This is a genomic window from Streptomyces sp. NPDC059201 (genome assembly GCF_042754585.1).
Taxonomy (GTDB): Bacteria; Actinomycetota; Actinomycetes; order Streptomycetales; family Streptomycetaceae; genus Streptomyces.
Genome location: NZ_JBHZBB010000004.1, coordinates 491,502 through 512,651, shown reverse-complemented (window position 1 = coordinate 512,651; position 21,150 = coordinate 491,502). Strand labels below are relative to the sequence as shown.

The 21,150-nt window shown below is 74.7% G+C and carries 20 protein-coding genes; 13 read left to right on the top strand and 7 right to left on the bottom strand.

Annotated elements, in window-relative coordinates; translation table 11 throughout:
- Nucleotides 1–58: 58 nt before the first annotated feature.
- A complete protein-coding gene (locus tag ACFXMG_RS16770) occupies nucleotides 59–739 on the top strand; it encodes an excalibur calcium-binding domain-containing protein (protein WP_383818144.1) in 681 nt (226 codons plus the stop codon).
- 25 nt (nucleotides 740–764) lie between these two features.
- On the opposite strand, the gene ACFXMG_RS16765 is transcribed toward ACFXMG_RS16770, so the two are convergent.
- Nucleotides 765–1,610 (bottom strand): NmrA family NAD(P)-binding protein, encoded by an 846-nt coding sequence (locus ACFXMG_RS16765; protein ID WP_384338800.1) that lies wholly within the window; start codon nucleotides 1,608–1,610, stop codon nucleotides 765–767.
- Between the two features lie 926 nt (nucleotides 1,611–2,536).
- Here ACFXMG_RS16765 and ACFXMG_RS16760 point away from each other — a divergent pair.
- Genes ACFXMG_RS16760 through ACFXMG_RS16750 form a run of 3 tightly spaced genes read left to right on the top strand, consistent with a single transcriptional unit; the run spans nucleotide 2,537 to nucleotide 5,485 of the window.
- The gene (locus ACFXMG_RS16760; RefSeq protein WP_383818146.1) at nucleotides 2,537–4,126 is read left to right on the top strand and encodes an AMP-binding protein; all 1,590 of its coding nucleotides are present in this window, start codon (nucleotides 2,537–2,539) and stop codon (nucleotides 4,124–4,126) included.
- Nucleotides 4,127–4,136: 10 nt separating this feature from the next.
- Nucleotides 4,137–4,865 carry an enoyl-CoA hydratase family protein gene (locus ACFXMG_RS16755; protein WP_383818148.1) on the top strand — a complete coding sequence of 243 codons (729 nt, stop codon included), beginning with the start codon at nucleotides 4,137–4,139 and terminating at the stop codon, nucleotides 4,863–4,865.
- The gene (locus ACFXMG_RS16750; protein ID WP_383818149.1) at nucleotides 4,853–5,485 is read left to right on the top strand and encodes a TetR/AcrR family transcriptional regulator; all 633 of its coding nucleotides are present in this window, start codon (nucleotides 4,853–4,855) and stop codon (nucleotides 5,483–5,485) included. Before ACFXMG_RS16755 ends, ACFXMG_RS16750 begins: the two co-directional genes overlap by 13 nt.
- A 439-nt stretch (nucleotides 5,486–5,924) precedes the next feature.
- Here the strand turns inward: ACFXMG_RS16750 and ACFXMG_RS16745 are convergent, their stop codons facing one another.
- Nucleotides 5,925–6,884, bottom strand: coding sequence for a threonine/serine dehydratase (locus ACFXMG_RS16745; protein ID WP_383818197.1), 960 nt, complete (start codon nucleotides 6,882–6,884; stop codon nucleotides 5,925–5,927).
- 304 nt (nucleotides 6,885–7,188) lie between these two features.
- Here ACFXMG_RS16745 and ACFXMG_RS16740 point away from each other — a divergent pair, with 304 nt between their 5' ends.
- Nucleotides 7,189–8,250 (top strand): isopenicillin N synthase family dioxygenase, encoded by a 1,062-nt coding sequence (locus tag ACFXMG_RS16740; protein ID WP_383818150.1) that lies wholly within the window; start codon nucleotides 7,189–7,191, stop codon nucleotides 8,248–8,250.
- A gap of 24 nt (nucleotides 8,251–8,274) precedes the next feature.
- Here ACFXMG_RS16740 and ACFXMG_RS16735 read toward each other — a convergent pair whose 3' ends face one another.
- On the bottom strand, nucleotides 8,275–9,375 hold the full coding sequence (locus ACFXMG_RS16735) for a citrate synthase 2 (protein WP_383818152.1): 1,101 nt from the start codon (nucleotides 9,373–9,375) through the stop codon (nucleotides 8,275–8,277).
- 224 nt (nucleotides 9,376–9,599) lie between these two features.
- Between ACFXMG_RS16735 and pdxH the strand changes: the two genes are divergently transcribed.
- Entirely contained in the window at nucleotides 9,600–10,238 is a 639-nt protein-coding gene (gene pdxH, locus ACFXMG_RS16730; RefSeq protein ID WP_383818198.1) for a pyridoxamine 5'-phosphate oxidase, read from the top strand.
- Nucleotides 10,239–10,562: 324 nt separating this feature from the next.
- Here the strand turns inward: pdxH and ACFXMG_RS16725 are convergent, their stop codons facing one another.
- Together ACFXMG_RS16725 and ACFXMG_RS16720 are read right to left on the bottom strand one after the other, a co-directional pair.
- Complete coding sequence (locus ACFXMG_RS16725) at nucleotides 10,563–11,306, bottom strand: ABC transporter permease (RefSeq protein WP_383818153.1); 744 nt, start codon at nucleotides 11,304–11,306, stop codon at nucleotides 10,563–10,565.
- A gap of 1 nt (nucleotide 11,307) precedes the next feature.
- Nucleotides 11,308–12,246: an ABC transporter ATP-binding protein gene (locus ACFXMG_RS16720; protein WP_383818155.1), complete on the bottom strand. Its 939-nt coding sequence runs from the start codon at nucleotides 12,244–12,246 to the stop codon at nucleotides 11,308–11,310.
- Nucleotides 12,247–12,352: 106 nt separating this feature from the next.
- Here ACFXMG_RS16720 and ACFXMG_RS16715 point away from each other — a divergent pair, with 106 nt between their 5' ends.
- The 3 genes from ACFXMG_RS16715 (at nucleotide 12,353) to ACFXMG_RS16705 (ending at nucleotide 15,860) form a co-directional block, all read left to right on the top strand.
- On the top strand, nucleotides 12,353–13,645 hold the full coding sequence (locus ACFXMG_RS16715) for a sensor histidine kinase (protein ID WP_383818157.1): 1,293 nt from the start codon (nucleotides 12,353–12,355) through the stop codon (nucleotides 13,643–13,645).
- A gap of 117 nt (nucleotides 13,646–13,762) precedes the next feature.
- Nucleotides 13,763–14,425 (top strand): response regulator, encoded by a 663-nt coding sequence (locus ACFXMG_RS16710; RefSeq protein ID WP_383818159.1) that lies wholly within the window; start codon nucleotides 13,763–13,765, stop codon nucleotides 14,423–14,425.
- A 109-nt stretch (nucleotides 14,426–14,534) separates the two neighbouring features.
- A complete protein-coding gene (locus ACFXMG_RS16705) occupies nucleotides 14,535–15,860 on the top strand; it encodes a PAS domain-containing protein (RefSeq protein ID WP_383818160.1) in 1,326 nt (441 codons plus the stop codon).
- Between the two features lie 39 nt (nucleotides 15,861–15,899).
- Here ACFXMG_RS16705 and ACFXMG_RS16700 read toward each other — a convergent pair whose 3' ends face one another.
- Nucleotides 15,900–16,700 (bottom strand): SIS domain-containing protein, encoded by an 801-nt coding sequence (locus tag ACFXMG_RS16700; RefSeq protein ID WP_383818161.1) that lies wholly within the window; start codon nucleotides 16,698–16,700, stop codon nucleotides 15,900–15,902.
- Nucleotides 16,701–16,884: 184 nt separating this feature from the next.
- On the opposite strand from ACFXMG_RS16700, the gene ACFXMG_RS16695 reads away from it, so the two are divergent.
- The 4 genes from ACFXMG_RS16695 to ACFXMG_RS16680 all read left to right on the top strand — a co-directional run bounded on the left by ACFXMG_RS16695 (nucleotide 16,885) and on the right by ACFXMG_RS16680 (nucleotide 20,910).
- Nucleotides 16,885–17,574 (top strand): metal-dependent transcriptional regulator, encoded by a 690-nt coding sequence (locus ACFXMG_RS16695; RefSeq protein WP_383818163.1) that lies wholly within the window; start codon nucleotides 16,885–16,887, stop codon nucleotides 17,572–17,574.
- A 1,342-nt stretch (nucleotides 17,575–18,916) separates the two neighbouring features.
- Complete coding sequence (locus ACFXMG_RS16690; protein ID WP_383818165.1) at nucleotides 18,917–19,942, top strand: alpha/beta fold hydrolase; 1,026 nt, start codon at nucleotides 18,917–18,919, stop codon at nucleotides 19,940–19,942.
- 159 nt (nucleotides 19,943–20,101) lie between these two features.
- Complete coding sequence (locus ACFXMG_RS16685) at nucleotides 20,102–20,311, top strand: hypothetical protein (RefSeq protein WP_383818166.1); 210 nt, start codon at nucleotides 20,102–20,104, stop codon at nucleotides 20,309–20,311.
- 140 nt (nucleotides 20,312–20,451) lie between these two features.
- The gene (locus tag ACFXMG_RS16680; protein ID WP_383818168.1) at nucleotides 20,452–20,910 is read left to right on the top strand and encodes a glutaredoxin domain-containing protein; all 459 of its coding nucleotides are present in this window, start codon (nucleotides 20,452–20,454) and stop codon (nucleotides 20,908–20,910) included.
- Here ACFXMG_RS16680 and ACFXMG_RS16675 read toward each other — a convergent pair.
- Complete coding sequence (locus ACFXMG_RS16675) at nucleotides 20,882–21,118, bottom strand: hypothetical protein (RefSeq protein ID WP_383818169.1); 237 nt, start codon at nucleotides 21,116–21,118, stop codon at nucleotides 20,882–20,884. The genes ACFXMG_RS16680 and ACFXMG_RS16675 overlap by 29 nt on opposite strands.
- Between the last annotated feature and the right edge of the window lie 32 nt (nucleotides 21,119–21,150).

Sequence of the window (21,150 nt, the reverse complement as noted above, 5' to 3'; positions counted from 1 at the left end):
CCACGGCCACGGCACTCCGCTCGGTGCCGTCCTCCCCGTCACGTCCCAGGAGCCGCGCGTGTATCCGCAGTCGAACCCGTACCAGCCCGCCCCGAACTGGAGACCCCGCCGCCGGTGGTGGCAGCACCCGGCCGTGATCATCACGCTGCTCGTGATCTTCCCGCCGGCGGGCATCACCCTGGCGTGGCTCGGCCAGTGGACCAACCGTACGAAGATCGTGGCGACGGTCCTGTCAGCGCTGTGGTTCCTCTACGCGCTGGTCAGCGACCCGCAGAAGGAGCAGGTCACGGAGGACCCGAAGCCGGCGGTGACGTCCACGGCCCCGGCGACCCCGACGACGGAGCCGCCGACGACGGAGCCGACCCCGGAGCCGACGACCGAGACGCCCACGCCGGAGCCGACGACGGCGCCGCCGACGACCTCGGCGGCCCCGACGACGGAAGCCCCCGAGCCGACGCCGGAGCCGACGACCGAGGCCCCGACGACGCGGGCGCCCGCCCCGACGACGAAGGCGCCGACCACCCAGGCCCCCAAGCCGAAGCCGAAGCCGCCGGCCCCGACGACCCGCCCGGCCGAGACGGCCGAGCCGGAGCCCGAGCCGACCGAGGACGCCGGCTCGGACGTCTACTACCGCAACTGCACCGCCGTCCGGGACGCCGGCGCGGACCCGATCTACGCGGGCCAGCCGGGCTACGGCAGCCACCTGGACCGGGACGGCGACGGCGTGGCCTGCGAGTGACGCGCGGTCCCGGCCGAGACGGGGGTCAGGGGTGCCAGACCCCCGTCTCGGCCGTGGACCTGACGTAGTCCGCGAAGTCGCGGGGCTCGCGTCCGAGGGCCCGCTGGACGCCGTCCGCGGGCTCCCCGAAGCGGCTGTCGGCGATCCAGCCGAAGAGCAGGTTCAGGACGGCGGTGATGTGGTCCGGCACGCCCGCGCGGGCGGCGCGTGCGGCGAACTCCTCGGGGGAGTCGGGGCGGTAGACGATCTCCCGGCCGGTGGCGCGGGCCAGCTCCTCCGCCACCTGGCCCAGGGTCAGCGCGCGCGGCCCGGTGAGCAGGTACTCCTCCCCGGCGTGGCCGTCCTCGGTGAGGGCGGCCACGGCGACGTCGGCGATGTCCCGGGCGTCGACGAAGGGCTCGACGCCCTGCCCGGTCGCCCACGCCACCTCGCCGCCGAGGATCTGGGCGCGGAAGAGGGCGTCCTCGCTGAAGTTCTGGGCGAACCAGGAGGGCTTGAGGATCGTCCAGGCGGCGCCGGACTCGCGTACGGCCCGCTCGCAGGGCAGCTTCTCCTCGCCCTCACGGGCCACCCAGTCGCGATGCGACAGCAGCACGAGCCGCTCGGCCCCCCGCGCCGCCGCGAGCTTCGCGAACTCCCGCATCAGCTCGCCGGCGTCGGCGGTCATCGAGTCGACCAGGTAGGCGCCGCCCACCCCGTCGAGCGCGGGCTCCCAGGTGCTCCGGTCGTTCCAGTCGAACCGCACGGCCCCCTTCCGCGCGGCAACCCGCACGTCGTACCCACCCCGCCGCAACCGCGACACCACCCGCCGCCCGGTCTTCCCGGTCCCACCCACCACAAGAAACGGCCTACCGCCGCGATACTCAGTCATACCCCCCACCCAACCCCCACCCCCCGCCCCCCAGGAATGCCCGCAACACTCACCCCCATACGCAACCGTCTCACCCCACCCCCGCCGCACCCCGCTCCGCTGCGGGCAACCGTTCCGCCGGGCCGACGCCCCCCGCACCCCGTTGTGGGCAATCGTTCCGCTGGGCCGGCGCCCACCCCCGCTACGGGCTGCGCCCCGCCGTTTCGTTGTGGGCACTCGTTCCGCTGGAGCGACACCCACCCCCGTTGCGGGCTGCGCCCCCCCGCACCCCGTTGTGGGCAATCGTTCCGCTGGGGCGGAACGGGTGGGCACAACGGAACGGCGCCCCTTACCGGGCCTAGGTTCCCGCGCCTGAACGCCCCGCACATGTGCGGCCGCACCGGGGGTGTGCCCACCCGTTCCGCCCTGCGGAACACCTGCCCACACGGTGGTGGGGGTGGTGGGCGAGGCCGGCGCAGCCCGCACGGGCGCGGGCGTGAAGCCCGCGCGGTAGCGGACCAAGCGGGCGGGCCCCGCACGGGGGTGACGGACAGGGCGCGCGCGGGTGGAGGCCCGCACGGGGGTGGAGGCCCGCACGGGCGCGGGCGTGGGCCCGTACGGGCGCGGCCGAGGCCCGTGCGGTGGTGGACAGGCCGGGCGGAGCCCGCGGCGGCGGAAGGCATGCCCGCGCGGGGTAGCGGGCGGTGCGCCTCGCGCCCGGGGTGCCGGAGGCGCGGGCCCCGGCGGGTCGCGGCGGCCGGTGCGCCTCGCGCCCTCCCGGGGGCGGGGCCCGCAGGGGAATGCGGCGGGCGCCCGAGGCGTAAGCGCCCCGCTATAAACCATGCAGGCGTGCTTGATTGTTTTGAAGGGGGCTGACAGGGTCTCCCTAAGCGGTACCCCCAGCAGCGATCCTGGCGACCACCTTTCACCTCTCCAGGGGGCCACGCATGGCGTTCCACAGCGAGTACGAGCCCGTTAGCACCCTCTCCCTCCCCATCCACGACGCCGTCCTCGGCCGCGCCGCCGAGTTCGGGGACACGCCCGCGCTGGTCGACGGGGCGGGGGAGCTGTCGTTGTCGTACGCGCAGGTGGACGCCTTCCACCGCCGGGTCGCCGCGGGGCTCGCGGAGGCGGGCGTGCGGAAGGGCGACGTGCTCGCGCTGCACAGCCCCAACACCGTCCTGTTCCCGGTCGCGTTCTACGCCGCCACCCGCGCCGGCGCCTCCGTCACCACCGTCCACCCCCTCGCCACGCCCGAGGAGTTCGCCAAGCAGCTCCGCGACTCGGCGGCGCGCTGGATCGTCACCGTCTCGCCGCTCCTGCCGGCCGCACGGGCCGCCGCCGAACTCGCGGGCGGCATCGAGGAGATCTTCGTCTGCGACACGGCGCCGGAAGGGGAAGGCGTACGGTCGTTGCAGGGGTTCCTCGGATCCACCGGCCCAGCTCCCGCCCCCGCCTTCGACCCCGCCGAGGACGTCGCCGCCCTCCCCTACTCCTCCGGCACCACCGGCGTCCCCAAGGGCGTGATGCTCACCCACGCCTCCATCGCGACGAACCTCGCGCAGCTGGAGCCGGTCATCCCGATGGCCCCGGGGGACCGGATCCTCGCCGTTTTGCCCTTTTTTCACATATACGGGCTCACCGCCCTCATGAACGCGCCCCTCCGCCAGGGCGCCACCGTCGTCGTGCTCCCGCGCTTCGACCTCGACACCTTCCTCGGCGCGATCCAGAAGCACCGCATCAACGGCCTGTACGTGGCTCCGCCGATCGTACTCGCGCTCGCGAAGCACCCGGCGGTGGCCGCGTACGACCTCTCCTCGCTGGAGTACATCGTCTCCGCCGCCGCCCCGCTCGACGCGGCGCTCGCGGAGGCGTGTTCGGCGCGGCTCGGGCTGCCGCCGGTCCGGCAGGCGTACGGGATGACCGAGCTGTCCCCGGCAACCCACGTCACCCCGCTCTCCGCCGCGAACCCGCCGCCCGGAACCGTCGGGAAGATGCTGCCCTCGACCGAGCTGCGGATCCTCTCGCTCGACGACCCGTCGAAGGACGCGGCGCCGGGGGAGGACGGCGAGATCGCCATCCGGGGGCCGCAGGTGATGAAGGGGTACCTGGGGCGGCCGGAGGCCACCGCCGAGATGATCGACGCGGACGGGTGGGTGCACACCGGCGACATCGGGCGGGTCGACGCCGACGGCTGGCTGTACGTCGTCGACCGCGTGAAGGAACTGATCAAGTACAAGGGCTTCCAGGTCGCCCCGGCCGAGCTGGAGGCGCTGCTCCTCACCCACGAGGGCGTCGCCGACGCCGCCGTGATCGGGGTGACGGACGCGGAGGGCACGGAGCTGCCGAAGGCGTTCGTGGTGCGCCAGCCGGCCGCGCCGGGGCTCACCGCCGAGGAGGTCATGGCGCACGTGGCCGCCCGGGTCGCCCCGTACAAGAAGGTCCGGGCCGTCGAGTTCGTCGACGCGGTGCCACGGGCAGCGTCCGGAAAGATCCTGCGCCGCGAGCTGCGGGCAAGCGCTGCGAGAGAGAGCTGAGGAACCGCACATGACCCTGGTCGCCGTCACCGAGGAGCGGGGGATCACCACCCTCGCCCTCGACTCCCCGGACACCCGCAACGCCCTCTCGGCGGCGCTCGTCACCGAACTCGGCGAGGCGCTGACGGCGGCCGGGAAGGACCCGTCGGTACGGGCGGTGGTGCTCACCCACACCGGCTCCACGTTCAGCGCGGGCGCGGACCTGAAGGCGCCGCCGAGCCCGTACGTCTTCGTCGACCTGCTCCGGCAGGTCGTGGAGCTGCCGAAGCCGGTCGTCGGGCACGTCATGCCCGGCGGCCGGGCGCGCGCGGGCGGCCTCGGCCTGCTGGGCGCGTGCGACGTGGTGGTGGCGGGGGAGGGGGCGGACTTCGCGCTCACGGAGGTACGCATCGGGGTGGCGCCCGCGGTGATCTCCCTGACCCTGCTGCCCAGGCTGGAGCCGCGCGCGGCCGCCCGCTACTACCTCACCGGCGAGCGCTTCGGCGTCCCGGAGGCCCGCGCGATGGGCCTCGTCACGGCCGGCGACGACGCGCTCGAACCGATCCTCGACGGCCTGCGCGCCGCCTCGCCGCAGGGCCTGCGCGAGTCGAAACGGCTGGTCACCGCTAGAGTCCTGGAAACCTTCGAGCGCGACGCGGAGGAACTGGTGCAGCGTTCCGCCACACTCTTCGCCTCCCCCGAAGCACGCGAAGGCATGACAGCCTTCCTCGAACGACGGGACCCCGAATGGCGGCTGTGACCGCACCCCGATCCGACGGCCCCACGCCTGGGCAGGCGGCGGCAGACCGCAGTCCCAAGCAGGATCGGAGTCGGGCTACGCGGCAGCGGCTTCTGGAGGCGGCTGTGGCGTGTCTGGCCGAGTACGGCTGGGCGGGGTCCACGGTGGCCGTGGTCGCCGAGCGGGCGGGGGTGTCGCGGGGCGCCGCGCAGCACCACTTCCCGACCCGGGAGGACCTGTTCACGGCGGCGGTCGAGTACGTGGCGGAGGAGCGCTCGCAGGCGCTGCGGGCGCTGCCGACGGACGACCGGGCGCAGACGGTCACCGCGCTCGTGGGCCTCTACACCGGCCCGCTGTTCCGGGCCGCCCTCCAGTTGTGGGTGGCGGCCTCAAACGAGGAGCAGCTCCGTGACCGGGTCACCGAACTGGAGGCCCGCGTCGGCCGCGAGTCGCACCGGATCGCCGTCGAACTCCTCGGCGCCGACGAGTCCCGCCCCGGCGTCCGCGAGACCGTCCAGGGCCTCCTGGACATGGCCCGCGGCCTGGGCCTCGCCACCCTCCTCACCGACGACACCACCCGCCGCGACCGCGTCGTGGCTCAGTGGTCCCACCTCATCGACGAGGCCCTGACCACCGACTAGCCCCGCCCCGGGGCGCGCCCCGCCGGGCCCCGGCCCGCCCGGAACCCGCTCTCCCGGCGGCCCTGCGGGCACGCGAGACGCGCGTGCCGCGCCCTTCCGGGCCCCGGCCCGCCCGGGACCCGCCCTCCCGGCGGCCCTGCGGGCACGGGAGACGCGCGTGCCGCGCCCTTCCGGACCCTGGCCCGCCCGGGACCCGCTCCCGGCGGCCCTGCCGGGCCCCGGCCCGCCCGGCACCCGCCCTCCCGGCAGCCCTGCGGGCACGGGAGACGCGCGGATCCGGCCCCGCCCGGCGCGCCCTCCCCGTAGCCCTTCCGGCACGGGGCGTGTCCCGCGTCGTGCGGCCGGTACGTCCGCGGGCTCTTCGAGGGCGGCGCCGGCCCCGGCCCTCGGCGTGGTCGTGCGCGCGGAACACCCCCCCGCCCCAGCCCCGCACCGCGGATCAGCGCAGGCCGAAGCGGGACGCCCAGGCGGCGACGTCCGTCGTCGTGGTGTTGCCGCCGCAGATGATCAGGCCCAGGCGGGTGTCGGGGCCTGTGCGGTCGAGGATGCGGCGGGCGGCGGGGAGGAGGCAGCCGGCGGCGGGTTCGGCCCAGACCTTGGCGTGTTCGGCCAGGTCCAGGGTGCCCTGGACGGCCTCCGCGTCGGTGACCGTCAGGACGTCCTCCACCAGCGCCTCGGCGTGCGCGTGGGTGAGCGCGGAGACGCTGGGCGCGCTCAGCGTCGACACGATCGAGGAGAGCTCGACCGGCACCGGGCCGCCCGCGTCCAGCGCCGCCCTCATGGCGTGGGCGCCCTCCGTCTCGACGCCCCAGACGCGGACGCCGGGGCGGCGCGCGCGCAGCGCCGTGGCGACGCCCGCGATCAGCCCGCCGCCCCCGATGCTGACGAGGACGTCCGTCAGCTCGCCCGCGTCCTCGGCGAACTCCAGACCCACCGTGCCCTGCGCCGCGACGACGACCGGGTCGTCGAAGGGGTGCACGGCCGTGAGCCCACCCGCCCGCAGCTCCTCCATGCGCGCGAACGCGCCGTGCATCGTGTCCGCCAGGACGACCTCCGCCCCCGCGCCCTTCGCCGTGTCCACGGCCCGCGACGGCGCCGACCGCGGCATGACGACGGTCGCCCGGACCCCGAGCGCCCCGGCCATGACCGCGAGGCCGATGCCGTGGTTGCCGCCGCTGACCGCGACGACCCCCGCGGCGCGCTCCGCGGGCGTCAGGGAGAGCAGCTTGGCGGCCGCCCCGCGCGCCTTGAACGAGCCGGTGCGCTGGAGCAGTTCCAGCTTCACCGTGACGTCCGCGCCGAGGAGCGCGGTCAGTCCGGGGCTGGGCAGGGTCGGAGTCCGTACGACGTGTCCGGTGAGGCTTTCGGCTGCGGCTTCGACATCCGCGACGGTGATCAGCACGCCACCCACTGTGCCGCACGCACGCCTCCCACTATGCCGTACGGGCCGAGGCGGACGTGACGCGGGCCACAGGCGAAGCGGGCCGCCCGCAGTACGCTGGTCGCATGCCTCTGCTCGTTCGCCGCCGTCACGTGGACTTCGTCCGCGTCACGAGCATGAGCTGTCGCCGCGCCGCCTGACCCCAGGGGCACCCACCTGTCTGCCCCGCGGGGTCCCTCCACCGACCCCCGTCGACCGGCACCCGCGGCCCCCGCCCCACCCCGGCGGCCGCCCCGGGACCCGTACACCCGCGGACGCATCCATGAGCCTCAGCGCACCCACCCGCTCAGCCACCTCGACTCTCTCCTACGCCTCGCAGCTCCCGATCGTCGACCTCTCCGCCGCCGACCGCGGCCCCGACGCCCGTCGGCTGCTCCACGCCCAGCTGCACTCCGCCGCCCACGACGTCGGCTTCTTCCAGCTCGTCGGGCACGGCGTGACCGCGGCCGAGACCCGGGCCCTCACCGACGCCATGCACGCCTTCTTCGCGCTGCCCGAGGCGGACCGGCGCGCCGTCGACAACCTCAACTCCCCGCACTTCCGCGGCTACACCCGCGTCGGCGACGAGCGCACCCAGGGCGCCCGCGACTGGCGCGACCAGCTCGACATCGGCGCCGAGCGGCCCGCCCGCGTCCCCGCGCCCTGGGAGCCCCCGTACTGGTGGCTGGAGGGCCCCAACCAGTGGCCCGAGGCGCTGCCGGGGCTGCGCACGGCGGCCCTGCACTGGATCGACCGGCTCAGCGGCGTCGCCGAGAAGCTGCTGCGCGAGCTGCTCGCCTCGATCGGCGCCCGCGAGGACTTCTACGCCGACAGCTTCGGGCCCCGCGCCCACCCGCACCTCAAGCTGGTGCGCTACCCCGGCAGCAGCGGCGACGGCGACGACCAGGGCGTCGGCGCGCACAAGGACTACGGCTTCCTGACCCTGCTGCTCCAGGACCAGGTGGGCGGGCTCCAGGTGCAGCGGGAGGACGGGCGGTTCCACGACGTGCCGCCGCTGCCCGGTGCCTTCGTCGTCAACCTCGGCGAACTCCTCGAAGTCGCGACGAACGGCTATCTGCTCGCCACCAACCACCGGGTGGTCTCCCCGCCCGGCGCGACGGAACGGTACTCCGTCCCGTTCTTCTACAACCCCCGGCTCGACGCCCGCATCGCCCCACTCGACTTCCCGTACGCGGGGCGGGCACCGGGCGTGACGACCGACCCGGCGAACCCGCTCTTCGCCGAGTACGGCCGCAACGAACTAAAAGGAAAGGTCCGCGCGCACCCGCTCGTAGCGGCACGCCACCACACGGACCTCCTCCTCCACCAGGACATTCCGGCCTAGCCGCAAGGCGCCAGCCGCCAGGCGTCAGCCCGCGATGTCGGCGTAGCCCTCGATCGCGCGCGGGTCCCGCTGGCCGGGGCCCGTGTAGCGGGCCGAGGGGCGGACGAGGCGGCCGGTGCGCTTCTGCTCCAGGATGTGCGCCGACCAGCCGGCCGTGCGGGCACAGGTGAACATCGACGTGAACATGTGCGCCGGGACCTCGGCGAAGTCCAGGACGATGGCCGCCCAGAACTCGACGTTCGTCGCGAGGACGCGGTCCGGACGGCGGCTGTGCAGCTCCTCCAGGGCCGCCTTCTCCAGCGCCGCGGCCACCTCGTAGCGCGGGGCGTCCAGCTCCTTGGCCGTGCGGCGCAGCACGCGGGCGCGCGGGTCCTCGGCGCGGTAGACGCGGTGGCCGAAGCCCATCAGGCGCTCGCCCTTGTCGAGGGCCTGCTTCACGTACGCCGTCGCGTCGCCGGTCCGCTCGATCTCCTCGATCATGCCGAGGACGCGGGAGGGCGCGCCGCCGTGCAGCGGGCCGGACATGGCGCCGACCGCGCCGGAGAGCGAGGCGGCCACGTCGGCGCCGGTGGAGGCGATGACGCGGGCGGTGAAGGTGGAGGCGTTCATGCCGTGCTCGGCGGCCGAGGTCCAGTACGCGTCGACGGCCTTGACGTGCTTCGGGTCCGGCTCGCCGCGCCAGCGGATCATGAAGCGCTCGACGACCGACTCGGCCTTGTCGATCTCGCTCTGCGGCACCATCGGCAGCCCCTGGCCGCGCGCCGACTGGGCGACGTACGAGAGGGCCATGACGGCGGCGCGGGCGAGGTCGTCGCGGGCCTGCTCGGCGGAGATGTCGAGGAGCGGTTTGAGGCCCCAGACCGGCGCGAGCATGGCGAGCGCGGACTGCACGTCGACCCGGATGTCGCCGGAGTGCACCGGGATCGGGAAGGGCTCGGCGGCCGGCAGGCCGGGGTTGAAGGCGCCGTCGACGAGCAGACCCCACACGTTGCCGAAGGAGACGTGCCCGACGAGGTCCTCGATGTCGACCCCGCGGTAGCGCAGCGCGCCGCCTTCCTTGTCGGGTTCGGCGATCTCGGTCTCGAACGCGACGACTCCTTCGAGGCCCGGTACGAAGTCGGACATCAGGCGGCTCCTTCTATCGATGATCGATCAACCTAACGGCGGTCGCTGGTGGGACTGAACAGTCATCCAGCGGTTGAGTCTGTACGGTTCCGATGATGCGGGGAAGCGTGACATCCGGCACACTGCGCCGAACCGGGGACGAAGGATTGACGCCCCGCCGTGGCGGGCAGACTGGGGTGCTGCGGCAGGATGGCCCCGTGACCGACGCCCTGGACCCCGCCGACATGCGCGAGCAGTACCGCACCAAGGAGCTGATCGCGGCCGATCTCGCTCCCGATCCGATCCGGCAGTTCGCGTCGTGGTTCAAGGAGACCGCCGCCAGCCCGGCGATCCACGAGCCGAACGCGATGGTCGTCTCGACCGCGACGCCCGACGGGCGCCCCTCCTCCCGCACGGTCCTGCTCAAGCACTACGACGACGCCGGCTTCGTCTTTTTCACCAACTACGGCTCCCGCAAGGGCACCGAACTGGCCGCCAACCCGTACGTCTCGCTGCTCTTCCCCTGGCACCCGCTGGCCCGCCAGGTCATCGTCACCGGCCGCGCCGCCCGCACCGGCCGCGACGAGACCGCCGCCTACTTCCGCACCCGCCCGCACGGCTCCCAGCTGGGCGCCTGGGCGAGCGAGCAGTCCTCGGTCATCGCCTCCCGCGAGGAACTGCTGGCCCGCTACGAGGAACTGGCCGCCCGCCACCCGGACTCGGAGCAGGTCCCGGTGCCGCCCCAGTGGGGCGGCTTCCGCGTCGTCCCGGAGACGGTCGAGTTCTGGCAGGGCCACGAGAACCGCCTGCACGACCGGCTGCGGTATTTCCGCGAGGGCGAGGCCCAGGGCGAGGGCTGGCAGGTCGAGCGGCTGGCGCCGTAGGCACGGCCGCGGGTGCTCGCGTAAATCGCTTGTGGGCCTCCCGGGGCGTTCGTAGGGTGTGGGTACACGCGAAAGGAGGTGATCCGGAAACATGATTTCTTTTCGGACTCGTGAGGTGACTGCGGGCTAGGGCCTGCCGTCGCACGATGTGCACCTCGGCAGGCCAGCTGCCGAAACCCAAGCAGTCACCCGACCCGTGGGCCGCCGGTAAGTCCGGCCGGCTCCCGTCCGAACCTAGGCGGACGGGACCAAAGGCCCACGGGTCGTCTGCGTTCTCAGGCGCCTGTGGTCCCGGTGTTCAGGCGCCCCGCCGTCTCCGCGTTCTCAGGCGTCCCGCCGTCGCAGGGCCCACCAGCCCGCGCCGAGCGCCGCCGCCGTCCACAGGGCGGCCACGCCCAGGCCCGTCCAGGGGCCCAGCGCGCCGATCGGGGTCTGGTAGAGGACCGCGCCGCCGGCCCGGTCCGGCAGGTAGTCGGCGGCACCGGCCGAGACGTCGCCGATGACGAACGGCAGCATCAGCAGCGCCGGGACGAGGATGCTCAGCGACCCGACCGCGCTGCGCAGCAGGAACGTCAGGCCGAAGGCGAGCAGCGCCATCAGCGCGAGGTAGATCCCGGCGCCGAAGCAGCCCCGCAGGGCCCCCGGCTCCCCGATGCCGATCGCGTACTCGCCCGCGAACGCCTGGCCCGCGAAGAACGTCACGAACGACGTCACCACGCCCACCGCGAGCGCCGCGCCGCCGACGACCGCCGCCTTCGCCCCGTACAGCAGGCCCCGGCGCGGCACGGCGGCCAGCGAGTTCCGCAGGGCGCCGTTCAGGTACTCGGAGGAGACGGCGGTCGCGCCGAAGGCGATGGCCGCGATCTGCGCGAAGTTGGTGTGGAACAGGGCCCGGAAGACCGGGTCGCCCTTGCCGTCCGGCTCGGGCCCGCCCACGCTCACGTACAGCAGCAGGTTCATCCCGAGGGCGACGGCGAAGACGGCGACCAGCGAGCCGAAGCTCGACCGGACCGACCGCACCTTGATCCACTCCGAGCGCAGGACGGCGGTGGGGGAGAGCGCGGACACGTCAGACCTCCTGAGGGGTACGGGCGGTGAACTCGGCGGCGTCCGAGGTGAGAGCGAGATACGCCTGCTCCAGCGAGGCGCGCTCGTCGGCGAGCTCGAAGACGGGGATGCCCTCGCGGGCGGCGACCGCGCCGATCTCCTCGGCGGAGGCGCCCTCCACCAGCCACCGGCCGTCCCCGTCCGCCGCGTCCCCGACCGCCCACCCCTTCGCCAGGAGCGTGGCCCGCAGCCGTACCGGATCGCCGGTCCGCACCCGCACGCGCGCGTGGCTGTGGGCGTCGATGAAGTCCCGCATCGGCACGTCCGCCAGGAGCCGGCCCCGGCCCAGCACCACGAGGTGGTCGGCGAAGGTCGCCGTCTCGTTCATGAGGTGGCTGGAGACCAGGACCGCGCGGCCCTCGCTCGCGAGCCGGCGCAGCAGCCCCCGGATCCAGACGATGCCCTCCGGGTCCAGGCCGTTCGCCGGCTCGTCCAGCATCAGCACCCCCGGGTCGCCGAGGAGCGCGGCGGCGATGCCGAGCCGCTGCCGCATGCCCAGCGAGTAGCCCCGGATCCGGCGGCGGGCGGCGGACTCCAGGCCCGTCTCCGCCAGCACCTCGTCGACCCGGCGGGCCGGGATGCCGTTGCTCGCGGCGAGGAGGCGGAGGTGGTCGCGGCCGGTCCGGGACGGGTGCGCGGCCTGCGCGTCGAGGAGGGCGCCGACCGTGCGCAGCGGCTCGTCGAGCGTCGCGTACGGGCGTCCGCCGATCGTGGCGGAGCCGGAGGTCGGCCGGTCGAGGCCGAGGACGAGCCGCATGGTGGTCGACTTCCCGGCCCCGTTGGGTCCCAGGAAGCCGGTGACGCGCCCCGGTTCGACGCGGAACGTCAGCCCGTCCACGGCCCGGGTCGCGCGCCTGCCGCCGTACTCCTTGGTGAGGTTCTTGACGTCGATGCTGGTCATGGGTCCAGCCTCGCGGCCGGACGCCCCCGGGCCATCCCCTGCCGGAGGGGACCGCCTCCCCCGCGCGGGGGAGCCGCCCGGGCCCGCCGCTTGAGAAGATCACCGAATGCCCGCACCCGCACCGCTGTCGCTCCTCCGCACTCTCGTACGACCGCTGGTCCGCGCGGTCACGTACACGCGCTGGCTGCACCTGCTGATCGGCGCGATCGTGCCGCTCGCCGGCGGGCTGATCTACCCGGGCCTGTCCGACCCGGGTGTCGTCGACTGGCTAATCGCGGCGGCCCTGCCCGTCCCGCTGGTCGCGGCCGTCGCCCTGCTCCCCACCGCGCGCCGCGCCGAGGGCCTCCAGGCGCGCCTGATGCTCTTCCCCGGCAAGCACGCGCGCGTGCGAGGCGGAAACGAGCGCGAGGGCGCGGCCGGCGACGGGGCGACCGGCAGCGAGGCCGACACGGGCGGTGCCGACACGGGCATCTCGACGGCCCCGTCCGCGTCCTGGACGGACCGGGGCAGGACGGCGCTGTGGCTGGTGTTCCGGATGGAGGCGGGGCTCGCGGCCTGGCTGCTGTCGATCTGGCTGGTCCAGGTCGCGCTGGTCATGTCGGGGGTGTCGGTGGAGGAGCCGGTGGTGGTGTCGCTGACCCCGCCAGAGGGCTCCGCGGCGCTCACCCCGCTCCCCCTCCTCGTCCTCCTCGCCCTGGTCGTCGCCGGCGGCCGGCTGGACACGCGGGTCGCCCGCCGCCTCCTCGGCCCGTCGGTCAAGGAGCGCATGGCGGCCCTGGAGGACCGTACGGAACGCCTCCTCGAACGCAACCGGATCGCCCGCGAACTCCACGACTCCCTCGGCCACGCCCTCACCCTCGCCGTGGTGCAGGCGGGCGCCGCGCGGGCGGCGAAGGACCCCGAGTTCACCGACCGGGCGCTCGCCACCATCGAGGAGACCGGCCGGGCCGCCCTGGAGGACCTCGAACGCGTCCTGCTGCTCCTGCGCGAGACCGGCCGCCGCCGCCCGTCCGGCGCGGGCCCCGGCCTCGACGAGGCCGCCCGCCTCCTCGACTCGGCCCGCTCCTCGGGCGCGCGCGTGGACGCCGAGATCACCGGCCCCGTCGCCGAACTCCCCGGCCCCGTCTCCCGGGAGGCGTACCGCATGCTCCAGGAGGCCCTCACGAACGCCCTGCGCCACGCGGGCCCGGTCCCCGTCACCGTCCACGTGACAGCCGACGACTCCCGCCTCCGCCTCCAGGTCACCAACCCCCTCCCGCCCGCCCGTCCCCCCGCCGCCCCCGGCTCAGGCACCGGCCTCCGAGGCATCCGCGAACGAGCCGCCCTCCTGGGCGGCGAAGCCAAAACCGGCGTGACGGCCGGCGAATGGCACGTAACGATCCACCTCCCCCTCCGCTGACCCACCCCCCCACGCCGCGCCGACGCGGCCCCCGCCGCGCCGACGCGGCCCCCGTGCCGCGCGGAAGCGCCCCCGCCGCACTGACGCGGCCCCCGCCGCGCTCGCTACGCTCGCCGGATGGTGATCAAGGTCCTCCTCGTCGATGACGAACCTCTCGTGCGGGCCGGTCTGCGGGTCGTTCTGGAGGCTCAGCCGGATATCGAGGTGGTGGGGGAGGCCGCGGACGGGGCCGCTGTGATTCCGCTCGTGCGGAGTCTGCGGCCCGATGTCGTCGCGATGGACGTGCGGATGCCTCTCATGGACGGGATCGAGGCGACCCGGGCCGTCCTCCGCACGGTCGACGCGCCGCCGAAGATCCTCGTGGTGACGACGTTCGAGAACGACGAGTACGTGTACGGGGCCCTGCGCGCCGGCGCCGACGGGTTTCTCCTCAAGCGGGCCCGGCCCGCCGAGATCGTGCACGCCGTCCGCCTGGTCGCCGAGGGCGACTCGCTGCTCTTCCCGGCGGCCGTACGCGACCTGGCCGCCTCCTACGCGCAGGACCGGCCCGTCAACGAGGCCCACGAGGCCCTGGCCCGCGCGCACCTGACGGACCGGGAGGAAGACGTGCTGCGCCTCATGGCCCGGGGCCTGTCCAACGCGGAGATCGCCGCCCGCCTCGTCGTCGGCACGGAGACGGTCAAGTCCCATGTGAGCGCCGTCCTCGCCAAACTGGGCGCCCGCGACCGCACTCAGGCCGTCATCGCCGCGTACGAGTCGGGCTTCGTTTCCCCGACCTGACCCCCGCCAACCCGCCTCCGGGTAAATCCGTTTCGCCGAACCAGGTGTGTTCTGGGTCACGTTCCAGTTGAATGGCCTGCATCAGGGGGGTTACCGGGGGGAGTGCCAGGTGAGTGCCTTCACGGGGTCCACGCGGGACACCGCTTCCGTGCCGGGGGCGGGCGGCGATCTGCTCGCCGCGCTGCTCGACGGGATGGACGCGGCGCTGTGCGCGCTGGACGCGGGCGGGACGGTGACGCACTGGAACCGCGAGGCCGAGCGGATCCTGGGCTGGCCGGCGGCGGAAGCCGTGGGCCGGCGCGGGTTCGACGGCTGGGCGGCGCGCAGCGCCGACGCGGAGGAGACGCTCGCCCGCCTCATGGGGGCGATGCGGACGCCGGGCCGGCAGGTCCACGAGCTGGCGCTGCTCCGCAAGGACGGCGGCCGGGTCCTGGTGCGCAGCCAGTCGGCGGGGGTGCGCGGCGCCGACGGGCGGCCCGCGGGCGTGTACTGCGCCTTCAGCGAGGTGCACGTGCAGATCGACCTGGAGCGGTCGATCGCGCTGAGCGAGGCGCTGTTCGACGACGCGCCCTGGGGCGTCGTCCTCATCGACGCGGACCTGCGTCCGGCGGTCGTCAACGGCTACGCGGCGAAGGCGATCGGCGCCGGCCGTACGACCCTGCTGGGCCGCCCCCTGGGCGATGTCGTGGCGCGGGGCGTGGAGGAGCTGGAGGGCGCGCTCCAGTACGTCCTCGCGGAGGGCGGCCCGCCGGCCCCGGCGGACCTGTGGGTGACGCTCGCGTCCGCCTCGGGCGCGGGGGAGCGGCGCCGGTGCTGGCGCAGCGGTTTCGTGCGCCTGTCCTCGCCGATGACGGAGGAGCCGGTGCCGCTGGGCGTGGCGTGGCTCTTCCAGGACGTGACGGAGGAGCGGCTCGCGGCGCGGGAGGCGGACCGGACCCGGTTCCGCTGGAGCCAGCTGCACCGGGCGGGCGTGGCGGCGGCGGAGTACGCGGATCCGGCGGAGGCGGTCGCCGTGCTGCTGGACTTCGCGCTGGCCGGGTTCGCGGACCACGGCGTGGTGGACCGGGTGGCGGGCGACCGGCGGCTGACCCGCGCGGTGGCGTCCCCGGCGGGCGCCCCGGACGGTGACGGCCTCGGCGGCGGTTTCCCGCAGCGGTACGGCCCCGAGCACCCGGCCCTCCAGGCGTGGGACCGGGCGGGTTCGGTGCGGGTGAGCGCGGGCCGGGACGCGGCGGCGTGGGCGGCGGACCGCCACTGGCCCCCGGACACGGCGCACGCGCTGTGCACGGCGCTGCGCTCCCGGGGCCGTACCGTCGGCGTCCTCACCTTCCTCCGTACGCCCGCACGGGGCGGCTTCGACCGCCAGGACGCGCTCTACGCGGAGACGGTAGCGGCCCGGGTGGCGGCGGCACTGGACGTACCGCCGCTCGGCTGAGCGCAGGGAGACAGGGAGACAGGGAGACTCCGTACGGACTCAGTGCTTGTAGAAGATCCGATCCGCGTACTCGGTCATCACGCGCCCGTTCCACTCGTGCCCGCCGTCGACGTTCCCCGAGCGCAGCATCGGCGGCTCGATCCCGCGCCGGACGAGCTCCTCGACGGCGGCGGCCATGGTGGCCTGCATGAGGGCGCTGGTGACGACGGTGGAGGCGGGGGCGAAGGGCGCGTCGATGCCCTCGTGGGTGAGCTCCGCGTCGCCGACCGCGATCTTCGAGTCGAGGACGATGTCGCAGTGGTCCTTCAGGTACGACCCCGAGACGTGCCGGGACTTCGTCTCGGTGCCGTAGGCCACGGAGGTGACGCCGATGACGGTGAGGCCGAGGGCGCGGGCGTTCATGGCCATCTCGACGGGGAGGGCGTTGCGGCCGGAGAGGGAGATGATGAAGAGCACGTCGCCCGCGGCGGCGGGGGAGGAGTCGAGGACGGCTCCGGCGAGCCCGTCGACGCGCTCCAGCGCGGAGCCGAGCGTCGCCGGCATGACGTCGACGCCGACGACGCCGGGGACGACGAGGAGGTTCATCAGGGCGAGGCCGCCGGCCCGGTAGACGACGTCCTGGGCGGGCAGCGAGGAGTGCCCGGCGCCGAAGGTGAAGAGGCGGTTGCCGTTGGCGACGGCCTCGGCGACGGCGGCTCCGGCGGCGGCGATGTCGGCCGCGTCCTCGTCGCGGACCTGCTGGAGCAGGCCGATCGCCGCGTCGAAGAACCGTCCCGCCAGCTTGCTCTCCGCCGTGCTCGCGGCTGCGTCCCCGGTGTTTCCGCCCGCGTACTCGCCCATGTGAGGAAGCTCCTTCTCGTCGAGGTCGCCGATCACGGTGCGGTCTGGACCATTGCTCTGTCAATACTGCCTCCACCGCCCCGTTGTCCCCAGTTCTCCCGCTCCGGGGCGGGGGCCGCCCGCTTGTCGGCCCGATGCGCAAGAATTGGTGCAGGGCCAGCGCACGACTCATCGAGGGGCACGAATGTCCGGACTGATCGACACAACGGAGATGTATCTCCGCACCATCCTCGAGCTTGAGGAGGAAGGTGTGGTCCCCATGCGTGCCCGGATCGCCGAGCGGCTCGACCAGAGCGGCCCCACGGTGAGCCAGACGGTCGCGCGCATGGAGCGGGACGGACTGGTCGCCGTGGCGAGCGACCGCCACCTGGAGCTGACCGAGGAGGGCCGCCGTCTCGCGACGCGCGTCATGCGCAAGCACCGTCTCGCCGAGTGCCTGCTCGTCGACGTGATCGGCCTGGAGTGGGAGCAGGTCCACGCGGAGGCGTGCCGCTGGGAGCACGTCATGAGCGAGGCCGTCGAGCGCCGCGTCCTGGAGCTCCTGCGCCACCCGACGGAGTCGCCGTACGGCAACCCCATCCCGGGCCTGGAGGAACTGGGCGAGAAGGCCGAGGCCGAGTCCTTCCTGGACGACTCCATGGTCTCCCTGGCGGACCTGGACGCGACCGGCGGCAAGACGGTAGTGGTCCGCCGCATCGGCGAACCCATCCAGACCGACGCCCAACTCATGTACACCCTCCGCCGAGCCGGCGTCCAGCCCGGCTCCGTAGTCTCCGTCTCGGAGTCCGCAGGCGGCGTCCTGGTAGGCAGCAGCGGCGAAGCAGCAGAACTAGACGCAGAAGTAGCAGCCCACGTCTTCGTCGCAAAGCGCTGAGCAGCCGGCTGCGCCGGGCGGGAGCGGGTCGGTCCGGCGCTGCCGCCGGGTCCCGGCGCTGCCGGGCTCGGCGAGGCTGGGAGGCCCGGTTCGGCGCTGCCGGGCTCGGCGAGGCTGTGCCGGGCGTGGCTGGGCTGGCGTGGCTGGGCTGGCGTGACCGAGCCGGCACGGCGTTGCCGGGTCTCGGCGTGGCCGGGGTTGGCGTGAGTGGCCGGCTCGGCGTTGCCGGGTTTCGGCGTGGCCGGGCTCGGCGTGAGCGGGCTCGGTTCTGCTGAGCTCGGCGCGGCTGGGCTGGGCGCCGCCGGGCCAGGCGGTACGGGCCCGCTGGTACGGGTCTCGACGCCGCCGGGCCAGGCGGTACGAGGCCCAGCAGCGCGAGGCTCCGAGTGCGGGGCTCGTACCGCGCCGGGGTCCCGCGTGAGCGGGCTCGTACTGTGCCGGGTCTAGGCGTGAGCGGGCCCAGCAGTGCGGGGATCCGCAGAGCGGGGCTCGTTGCGCGCGGGGCTCTCCGTGTGAGCGGGTTTGTGCTGTGCCGGGTCCCGCGTGGGCGGGTTCGCTACGCCGGGTCTAGGTGTGAGCGGCCCAGCAGTGCGGGGCTCCGCAGAGCGGGGCTCCGCAGAGCGGGGCTCGTTGCGCGCGGGGCTCCGCGTGAGCGGGCTCGTGCTGTGCCGGGTCCCGCGTGGGCGGGCTCGCCACGCCGGGTCTAGGCGCGAGCGGGCCCAGCAGCGCCGGGCTTCGCAGCGTAGCTCTCCGCGTGAGCGGGCCCAGCAGCGCACGCCTCCTTCGCAGTGCGGGGCTCGTACCTCGCCGAGGCCCCGCGTGAGGGGGCTCGGTGGCGCCCGCGCGCGGGGGCGCGTGCGCTCGCGCTCGGTTACGAACGGGCATCGATCCGGCTGGCTTCGGGGCGCCGCGCGCCCCCTTTACGCCGGAATGGCCACGCGCGTGGCTTCGGCGTGCCAGGCTGGAGCGAGCTGCGTGCGCTGCGTGATGCGCGGAAGGGTGGGGTCATGCGACCGACAGGGGCCGTACGCCGACGCCTGCTGCCGCCCGCCCCCGGGCTTCCGCCGGGTGGCCTGGCTCGGACGGCAGAGGGCCCCGGCGCCTCGCGGCGCCGGGGCCTGTCCTCCCCTGTTCCGACCTGGAGCCCCGAGCTCCCTAGGTCGGTCCCGCCGGACCGTTTTCCCCGAGCGGCCCGCCTCCCGTTGAAGATCTCCCCTCGGCCGCGCGCGCCAATCCTTGAGGCCCGTCACTCGAACGAGGGGTGTTGGGCGGCAGAAGCGCATTTTCGAATGCGAGTTCGATAGTCTGGCGGGGTTCGACGGGAAAGAGGGGGTGCCAGAACATGGCGCGACGACTCGACGTCACCGGAGCCGACGGCATCCGGCTGGCGGCCTGGGAGTTCACGGCCGAGGGCGGCGGTACGGCTACCGCCCCCGAGGCCCGGACGGCCGCGCGCCCGCCCACGCCGCGCGCCACCGCCGTGAGCATCGCCCGCCAGCCCTCCGGCCCGGAGGACCGCGCCACACCCCCCACACCCCCCGCACCCCCGACGCCCCCCGGGCCCCCGACACCCCCCGGGCCCCCCGAACCGTCCACGGCGCCCGCCCCCGTCTTACTGCTCCACGGCCTGATGGGCCACGCGGCCCACTGGGCCCCGGCCGCCGCCCTCCTCGCCGGCGGCCACCGCACCCTCGCGCTCGACCAGCGCGGCCACGGCGCGAGCGAGAAGCCGCCCGCGGGCCCCTTCACACGCGAGGCGTACGTGGCGGACGCGGCGGCCGTCATCGAACGGCTCGGACTCGCCCCCGTCACCCTCGTCGGCCACTCCATGGGCGCGCTGACGGCCTGGCAGCTCGCCGCCGAGCGCCCGGACCTGGTCCGCGCCCTGGTCATCTGCGACATGCGCGCCTCCGCGCTCGGCGCGGCCTCGCAGCGCGCCTGGCAGGACTGGTTCCGGGGCTGGCCGGCGCCCTTCCCGACGCTGGAGGCGGTGCACCGCTGGTTCGGCGCGGACGACCCGTGGGTCGAGACCCCGAACCCGGCGCGGGGCGCGTTCTTCGCCGAGGTGATGGCCGAGCGGCCCGACGGCTGGCACCCGGTCTTCGACCCGGACCAGATGCTCACCTCCCGCGAGACCTGGGTCCACGACGCCCACTGGGACTCCCTCGCCCAGGTCCGCTGCCCCACCCTCGTCGTCCGCGGCCTCGACGGCGAACTGGGCCGCGCCGAGGCCCAGGAAATGGTCCGCGTCCTCCCCCACGGCGCCTACGCCGAGATCCCCGACGCCGGCCACCTCCTCCACTACACCCACCCCCAAGCCTGGGCCGAAGCACTAAACCCCTTCCTAACAGGCGTCCTGACCCCCTGACCCCCACCACCCCAGCCCCCACCACCCCACCGAGCACCCCGCCACACCAACCAACAGCCCCCACCGAGCGCCCCCGCACCAACCAACGAACACCCGCCGAGCAGAGCACCGCACCGCCTAACCGGCCCCCGCCGAGCGGCCCGCCGCACCAACCGACCGATGCCCACCGAGCGGGTCCCCGGCACCGGCTTGGCGCTCGCCGCGCGGGCCGCCGTACCCCCTGACGGCCTCCCGCCGAGCGGGCCCGCGCCGACCGACCGCCCCCCGCCGAGGGGCCCGGGGCGCGTGGCCGAGGCGTTCGCCGAACGCCCAGGACTCGCCTGGGACGCACTCGACCGAGCGGCCGGGCCCGAACCGTCCGGCGGCTAACGCGCGGTGTCGACAGGGGACGTGACGAACTCGACCTGTCCGGAGCGGTGTTCGCTGCCCGTGGCCGCTCCGCTTCCGCAGTCCTGGCGCTGCCCGCCCCGCGTCCCGCGCCCCCGTGGCGGGGCGGCTAGCCTGGCCTCGTGATGCGTGCCTGGTTGTTGCCGACTCTGCTGGCTCTCACCGGGGTGCTCGCCGCGGGCAGTCGGGTGGCGAGCGGGAGTCCGGTGGGCGGGCTGGCTCTGCTGGTGCCGTTTCTGCTGCTCGCCGCCGTCAACTCGCCGCTGGTCTTTCCGAAGTCGGTCGGTGCGGCCGAGGCTCTGCGGCGCAGCGAGGCGGACGGGCGGCCCGTCGTGTACTGGCGGCCGGGCTGCACGTTCTGCATGCGGCTGCGTGCGCGGCTCGGCGCCCGGGGCCGGAGGGCGTACTGGGTGAACATCTGGCGCGACCCGGAGGGCGCGGCGGCCGTGCGCGCGGTGAACGACGGGAACGAGACCGTGCCCACCGTGCTCCTCGCCGGCCGGCACCACACCAACCCCGATCCGGCCTGGCTCCGCGCCCGGATCGACGGCCTCAGCCAGGGTTCCGGTCCGGCACAGTGACGCCGTGGGGCGGGAAGACGCCCGTCAGCATGGCGTAGTCGGCGGCGGTGAGCGCGTCGCGCCTCCAGACCGCCTGTGCGGCCGTGGTCGTACGGGCGATGGCGGCGCGCAGCCCACCGGGGCGGCCGGCGCGCAGCTTCTCGGCCCGGGGCTGGAAGGCGTCCCGGACCAGTCTCGCGGATCGGGGCTCTGTCTCCCTCCAAAACAAACCACATATGTGGTTTTATTTTTGGGGAAGCC